Source organism: Sulfobacillus harzensis (assembly GCF_012933365.1).
GTDB classification, from domain to species: domain Bacteria; phylum Bacillota; class Sulfobacillia; order Sulfobacillales; family Sulfobacillaceae; genus Sulfobacillus_B; species Sulfobacillus_B harzensis.
This window is the reverse complement of record NZ_JABBVZ010000170.1, coordinates 1-4,617: the sequence shown is the minus strand read 5'-3', so window position 1 is coordinate 4,617 and position 4,617 is coordinate 1. Positions and strand designations below refer to the sequence as shown.

The 4,617-nt window shown below is 61.0% G+C and carries 5 protein-coding genes; all 5 read right to left on the bottom strand.

The window, feature by feature from the left end; all coding sequences use genetic code 11:
- Positions 1-82: 82 nt before the first annotated feature.
- Positions 83-1,159 (bottom strand): histidinol-phosphate transaminase, encoded by a 1,077-nt coding sequence (gene hisC, locus HIJ39_RS21540; RefSeq protein ID WP_338055268.1) that lies wholly within the window; start codon positions 1,157-1,159, stop codon positions 83-85.
- 46 nt (positions 1,160-1,205) lie between these two features.
- Positions 1,206-1,829 (bottom strand): hypothetical protein, encoded by a 624-nt coding sequence (locus HIJ39_RS21535; protein ID WP_169103095.1) that lies wholly within the window; start codon positions 1,827-1,829, stop codon positions 1,206-1,208.
- A complete protein-coding gene (locus HIJ39_RS21530; protein WP_169103094.1) occupies positions 1,826-2,527 on the bottom strand; it encodes a hypothetical protein in 702 nt (233 codons plus the stop codon). The genes HIJ39_RS21535 and HIJ39_RS21530 overlap by 4 nt, the downstream gene beginning before the upstream one ends.
- Positions 2,524-2,754, bottom strand: a complete 231-nt coding sequence (locus HIJ39_RS21525) for a hypothetical protein (RefSeq protein ID WP_169103093.1) — start codon at positions 2,752-2,754, stop codon at positions 2,524-2,526. Before HIJ39_RS21525 ends, HIJ39_RS21530 begins: the two co-directional genes overlap by 4 nt.
- Positions 2,755-2,862: 108 nt before the next feature.
- A partial coding sequence (locus HIJ39_RS21520; protein WP_338055267.1) for a recombinase family protein occupies positions 2,863-4,617 on the bottom strand: 1,755 nt, incomplete at its 5' end.

The window sequence follows — 4,617 nt, the reverse complement described above, 5'->3', positions numbered from 1 at the left end:
ATGGCCGCCCACCCCAGCGAATTTTGACACCCGTCCGCGGAGCCGTCCGGGTCAATTTTTGAAAAAGCTCCTAGTCACCCCTCTAGAGAAGAGACAAGAGCGTGTTGATAAAATGCTCCATAATAGGGAGAGGAGCCACCGTTACCCGAATCCATCCCGGAAGCCCAAAGGAGGCGGTGGGTCGAACCACAAACCCTTCAGCTAGCAGCCTCTCAGCCACCCGATGGTCGTCGCCCGCAGAAAACGTCACAAAGTTGCTGGCCGACGGAAAATGGCGAATGTGCGCCTCATCCAGCTTTTCGATCAAATACTGGCGAGCCGCCAGGGTCTCGGCGCGGATACGCGAAAAATATTGGTCATCCTCTAGGGACGCTTCGGCAGCGATCGCTCCCAAAGCATTGAGGGAAAAAGGCTCGCGAACCTTCTTCAGGGCGGCTGTGACATCGACCGGCGCGACCGCCCAGCCCACCCGATATCCGGCCAAAGCATAGAGCTTGGAGAAAGTGCGAACCCAGATAATCGGGCGGCCCGCCTGAATCGCCGCCCGATAGTCGGGACGTGGCGCGTCTTGAAACTCCCAATAGGCGCCATCCACCACCGTGAGAACCGTATCCGGAATGTGAGCCAAATACCGGTCCCAAAGTTCCGGGGAAAAAGGGGTGCCGGTCGGGTTATTGGGGCTACAGAGATAGACAACCCGGGTGCGCGTTGTAACCGACGCCAGGATGGCATCCAAATCATTCGCGCCGTCTACGGCCAAACGAACTTCTCGCGGCTCGGCACCAGCCAACAAGGCGCTGTGCCGATAGGCGGAAAAACTAGGAGTGGGATATACAACTTCGTCACCGGGTCCAGCGAATGCGGCGGCTGCAAGTCGCAGAATCTCATCCGCGCCGTTGCCGACTACGATCTGACGGTCATCCACGCCAACCTGTCGTGCCAAGGCTTGCACTAATCCCGGAGGCTGCACTGCCGGATAATACTGCATATGGTCGAGCGCCTTCCGCACCGCCTCCAGAGCTCGCGGCGAAGGACCCCAGAGACTCTCATTGGACGCCAGCTTAATCATTTGTTCGCGACCGCTTTGTCGGCGGGCGTCTTCCAATGATTGCCCTGGGCTATAGAGCGTCATGGCATCAACTTCTGGCCGTGGCTGCACATCATCATCTCCTCAGAGTACTGATTCCATTATATACCGGCGGCGGTCAGAGTTTCAGCCAACTGTGACTGGCCATAGCCAGCATGGGAGCGACAAAAATCCACAGCACGTTCAAAAGCAGCAAGGCCGGCAACACCGTCATCCAAAGCGGATCACGCCGCTTCCTCGCCTCCCGCTCATACGCCAAGCGGGCCTCCATGTGCTGCACCTCGGCCTGTACCTGACCCGCATTCATTCCGTGGAGATAGCCATGCTGCAGCATGAGCAGAGTCACCTCGCCATCCAATCCTGGAAGACCGGGATTGGATGGGGCTGCGTGGGGGGATTCAGCAATTTTCCGCGCCGCTTGGGCAATCAAGGGGGCCAGCACCGGTTCAGCGCCGGCGGCCGTCTCAACCGCCGGCAAGAATCCAAGGCCGGCGCTTAAAAGCACTCCGACTTCCTGCCAAAACCGAATCAAAGACTCACGCAGCCCCGGATCGGCACGGGTCGCATCCCGACTTTGCAACCACATCAACGCACTCAGCATCCCCGTTACGACCAGCAGCCCCGGCGATCCGCCCCGAAGCAGTCCCAACGCGCTGGCCATCCACGCCCAGAACGCCTGGTCGGGACGCCTGAAGATCATCAAGACGGCCATGGCGGCACTCCAGATGGCCAACTCCATCATCGCACCCGTGCCTCCTTCCGCACCTGCCACGACAAGACCCCAGTGGCTGCCGCCGTGGTTGCACCCGTAGCCCAGAGTGCCAAATCGCCGGCCCACGTGGTGGCCAGAGCGTGGTAGAAAGACGGCACCAGCAGGCGAAAGACCCCGACCACCCCGACCGGCGCCAGGGCCAGCATCTTGATGGACGCACGCCGCGCTTGCTCTTCCACTTGCCGTGCATAGCGCCGCGCCTGTCCTTCTTGTATACTTCCGGTTCCCCAGGCCAATAACGGATCCAGATCACCACCGTGCCTCCGCACTACCCCCGCCACTTTAGCCACCAAACTCAGGGACCGGACCGCTAAGGCGTCTGCCACCTCCGCCAACACCTGTTCCGCCGCATCAGGGGAACGCCGCCGGGAGCGGTACCCCATCTCGTCCAGGGCACCGGCCAACGTTCCCCGAACCCGCCATAGTTGTCGAAGCCGCTCCAATAGCATTAGCGCCTGGAACTCGTCACCGTCTCGCCGGGATTCAAAACGCTCGGCTTCGCGGAGCGCCGCCAAGCCCACCCCAGCGACCAACCCCGCCATCATGGCAGCATCATCACGCATCGCTAAACCCAAGGCCCAGCCTACCGCCGGATAGAGCCCCGACCACCCCTTGAGCCAGCAAAAGACGGCCACAGACGCGGCCACGGCCCCGACCAGGGCGCTCACACCCGCCCCTCAACACGGACAAACTGATTCGCTTGAAAGCGCCATCGCGGCACGATGCCCGCCTCCGAGACGGTGCTCACGGAGTCTACACGCCGCCGGCCACTTGGCTCTCGCACCAGGTAGATAAGCGTGTCCAACGTGTCCAATATCTGCCCCTCCAAATCCGCATATAAAAGCCCCTGTGCATGCTGCAACGCCATTCGGGTCAGCCGCTGAATCGTTCGCATATCGGATCCAGCACTATGTACGGTGCAAAGGCTGCCGGGATGGACAGGAAGCACCCTACTCACTACAACTTCCGAGAACGCAAAAAAGTCAAGAGGGAGCAGGCGGTTCTATCGCCATGTGGCTGCTTCTTGCCAGGCGATCGGGGCGAGGGTCTTGGCTCCGACAAGCTGAGACAAATCCAGCCGATAATAGATCTCGTACCCATCGCGACCCAGGACCACCCGGTCCAACACGTGTTTGAGCAAGGCTTTCTGGCGGGGGCGCGGCGCCTCCAAAAACTGCCGCCACCAGTTCGCGGTATTCGTCAAGAAGCGCTCCAAGTCGGCTAACTGAGCCGCCGCCGTTTGCTGGGTTTGTTCCCAGTCGGTCTGCTGGGCTCGGAGCGATTGCAGGCGTTCTTCGCTTTCGCGGACTTTCGCCGCCAGGACGGACTCTGAATAGAGGCTCTGTTCGGGGTGCGCAAAAAATTGGTCGAGCCGCGCCAGCCAGCCAGCGTAGATGCGTTCCGCCTCCGCAATGTGCTTGGCAAGCTGGGTCGCGCGGGTCCGGCGGTGAAAAAGACTCTGTTCGGCGATACGTCGCGCTTCTGCCACAACGGCGGCTTGGTCAATGTTCCCCAAAGTTCGCAAAATGGCCGGAATGACGGCATCTTCCACTTTCTTCTGGGCAAACGTTCGCTGGCCCGGGCACGCGGTTGGCCCCTTCGTGATCTTCGTCAGGCATCCGTACATGACGCGGGGGACCTTGTAATCGCCCGCCTTGCGCCGGACCCAATAGTAGCCATGCGTGGCGACCATCGCGCCGCCGCAGTCGGCGCACTTGGCGAACCCGGTCAGCAGCAACGTCCCTTGGTCGGCGCGGCTATAGCGCGGTCCAGTGTTGGTGCCGTGTCCGTAGGCCGCCATTTTATCCATCGCCGCTTGCCACTGATCGGGCGGGATAATGACTAAGGACGGATTAAACGGCCCCAAGATCAACTGGTCCCACTCGTCCCGCCCACGCAGAACGTGATTGCCTGACCCATTCCGGCGCTTGCGCCCGTAGGCTAGGCGCCCCGCCAGAATGGGATTTTTCATGACGCGGCGAACACGGAAGTCGGCCCACTGTCCGCCTTTGCGTCCCCGATACCCGAGATCGTTGAGCCGCTGAGCAATCGTGACGGTACCGATCCCGTCATGTAAGTACCACTGAAACATCTGCCGGATGACGGCGGCTTCTTCGGCATCCACGGCTAACGGAAACCCCTCCGTCCCTTGGGCTAGACGGTAGCCATAGGGCGGCGTGCCACCCGTCCATCGTCCCTGCCGGGCCATCTGTTCCATGGCCGCCGAGACCCGGATCGACGTATTGTAGGACTCCGTTTCGGCCTGCCAGCCTTCGATGAAGCGAATGAGCTTTTCAAACTGCCCTTCGACTTCGAGCGTCTTGCCACCGGGGACATCCGCCACGCTCATGACCGTCACGCCGACTCGATGCAATTGCGCGAGAATGACAGGGTATTCGAAGGCCTGGCGGGACAGCCGGTCCGCCTTAAAAACGAGCAGCAGATCAAACTCTCGACGGTTGGCCGCGCTAAGGACATCCTGCAAGACATCCCGTTCAGCCGATGCATGCCGGTACGCCGACACGCCCTCTTCGCTGTACTCCGCGACCAACGACCAGTCGCGATGCGCCCGTACGAAGGCGCGGATGGCCTCGCGCTGGACCGGCAACGTCTCATCGGTCTCCGTATCGCGCGTCACCTGCCGGGCCGTACTCACACGATACAGTGCCGCACAGCGCACCGTACTAGTATAGCCATTCCTAAATAGCGTCCATGCTTTTTGCGTCCTCGGGCTTCCACTTCCAGCGAAACGGTACCG